Source organism: Pedobacter sp. (assembly GCF_035566355.1).
GTDB lineage: Bacteria > Bacteroidota > Bacteroidia > Sphingobacteriales > Sphingobacteriaceae > Pedobacter.
The window spans coordinates 1-2,613 of the sequence record NZ_DATMRL010000600.1; the positions used below are offsets into that span (position 1 = coordinate 1).

At 42.3% G+C, this 2,613-nt stretch carries 2 protein-coding genes; one reads left to right on the forward strand and one right to left on the reverse strand.

The window, feature by feature from the left end; all coding sequences use genetic code 11:
* Positions 1 to 813: aldehyde dehydrogenase family protein (locus tag VNZ46_RS23650; RefSeq protein ID WP_325563235.1), on the forward strand; the 813-nt coding region annotated here is incomplete at its 5' end.
* Between the two features lies 1 nt (position 814).
* On the opposite strand, the gene VNZ46_RS23655 is transcribed toward VNZ46_RS23650, so the two are convergent.
* Positions 815 to 2,545 carry a patatin-like phospholipase family protein gene (locus VNZ46_RS23655; protein WP_325563237.1) on the reverse strand — a complete coding sequence of 577 codons (1,731 nt, stop codon included), beginning with the start codon at positions 2,543 to 2,545 and terminating at the stop codon, positions 815 to 817.
* Positions 2,546 to 2,613: the final 68 nt, after the last annotated feature.

A 2,613-nucleotide genomic window follows, 5' to 3' on the forward strand; every position in this document is an offset into this window, starting at 1 on the left:
AAAGCTGTAAAAGGAATTATAGAGAACCCGCTGATTAAAGCGGTGACCTTAACAGGTAGTACGGGCGCAGGAATGCAGGTAGCGAGCCAGGCCGCAGCTGTACTTAAAAAATCTGTACTGGAACTTGGCGGAAGCGACCCCTATATCATCCTTGAAGATGCTGATCTGGATATGGCCGCCCGTATTTGTGCAGAAAGCAGGCTCATCAACAACGGACAAAGTTGTATTGCGGCCAAAAGATTTATTGTGGTCAAAGCTGTAGAAAAAGAATTCATTAAAAAATTCAGGATACAAATGGCTTCCAAAACCACAGGGAATCCTTTAGATCCGGCAACTCATCTTGGTCCAATGGCCAGAACCGATCTTCGGGACGAACTTCATCAGCAGGTAACAGACAATATAGCGGCAGGTGCAAAATGTATTCTGGGCGGATCTGTTCCCGATTATAAAGGCAATCATGCCTTCTATACGCCTACTATTTTAACAGGTATCAAAAAAGGAATGCCAGCTTATACAGAGGAATTATTTGGTCCGGTCGCTTTGGTCATTTCTGCCAGGAACACAGAAGATGCCATCCGGATTGCGAACGATTCTCCTTTCGGATTGGGATCTGCTGTATTTACAAGGGACAATAGCCTGGGCGAAAAAATTGCACGTGAGCAACTGAATGCAGGATCTTGTTTTGTGAATTCGCTGGTCAAATCAGATCCCCGTTTACCCTTTGGCGGCATTAACCAAAGCGGTTATGGCAGGGAACTTGGTTTATATGGGATCCATGAGTTTGTGAATATCAAAACTGTTTATATTCAATAAATTACACAGCTGCAGCAAAATCCGGGATCAGTTGTTTTCCCATTTCATTATACATAAAATAAGGATCTTTATGAAACAAGTGCCAGTCTTGTAACAAGAGCCGCTTCAGGTCTTGTTCCTCTTGTGTCAAAGCCATTGCCTTTTCTGGTTGGCTGAAATGGTTAATCAGATTGTAACACAAAGTAAACTGGGCTGTTGCAATAATGGCTGCCTTTCGGTTGTCTTTGGTATGGTTATCATCAAACCATAAGGTGGTATCCATAGTTCTTGCCTTTTCAGCAACCTCCATCATGGCCTCAGAGGCTTTGATATTTGTGATGACTGGCTGTTCCGCTGAAAAGCCCACCTCGGTTTTCAATTTTGGTTTTTCCTTTTTCAGCTTTTGATTGGCTTTGCTTAATTCATAAATGGAGTTCATCACCGCCACCTTTTTAAGCTTGGAGTGCTTAAAGATCTTATCATAATATAAGCGCCGGATTTGTTTGAGATAGATGTCAGTATTCATCATCATCACCGATTTAAACCTGGCCATAATCATCTGCTGGACGGCACTGATCCTCACCTTCAGAAAATAATCCACATACTTAAAAAATACGATTACCCAGGTGTTCTGTTTTTCTGCAGCCACCCTTCTGGCATCTGAAAGCCGGTAAGTACCAAGTAAATACAAAAAAGTAACCAGTAATCCCGGAATCGTCAATACCCGCACCCAATTGTGCCAGCCAAACAAAAAGGCACTCACCAGCATCCCGGCGTTTAACACCGCAAATATTTTAAGCAGATTGATCAGCTGCTGGATATTTACTCTTTCATACCAGTGTTTTCTGTTTTCTGTAGGAAAAGTATAGGCATCCATGAAATAACTCGTAACATCACATAGGATCATCATACTAAAATCCCCAAACTTCTCCCTTCGCCTTTCATTGGCTAAAACCATACTTTCAATTCCCTGGTTATCTGCAACCCCTCCATCCATCAGGCAAAATTGCGTATTCTTATCAAAATCAGGATTATGCAGCCAATCTTTTCCCTTAGGCAGGGTACTTGGACTATATTTATACACCAGATGTTCCAGCAGTTCGTGCTTACTTAGTCCTTTGTACACAAAATCGTCTGGAAAAACCACAGGTTCAAAACCACCTGGAAAACAAGAAGAACTGGCCAGAATATCCGCTAGTTTCATCTTTTTTGCAGCAGCCATTCCTCTGGCTTTAAACTTGATATAGGCGTTCCCAATCCTGCCCTTGGGGTAGTTGCCCGGATGCTGGGACTGAAAACGGAAAGAAACCCCGTTTGCAAACTCTGTGGCATTAATGCAGATCTCATCCAGGTGCGGATCTGCGCTCCGGTCTGAAAAAAGCTCAAAATTCAATCCTTCAAATAATTCATCGTAGGCTAAAGCAAAAGCATTGACCAGATTCCTGCTTTTCTCCCGACGGTGTTTCCATTTGCGATCGTCTTTCAATAGTTTAAAAGCCCTTTTGATCAGGTCTTCCCCATCCAGATCAGTCCAGAGTCTTACATAGGCTTCCTCAAATGTTTTGCCCTTAAAAATATAACTACTGTACACTAAATTGGCAATACTACCTCCTGAGGACGAAGAAATATATTTGACCTGCTGCAATAAACTGTGGTCACCAACTTTAAGCCTGTTCAGGTAACTCAAGCTTCCCACAGAAAATAAAGCTGCTCTAAATCCACCTCCGGATAATGCCAGTGCAATGTTTTCCATAGTCTAAGGTCTATAATTCATCTTTCTTTTTTTTGGTATAATGGAATCCCAGAACGACAGATTCTCCA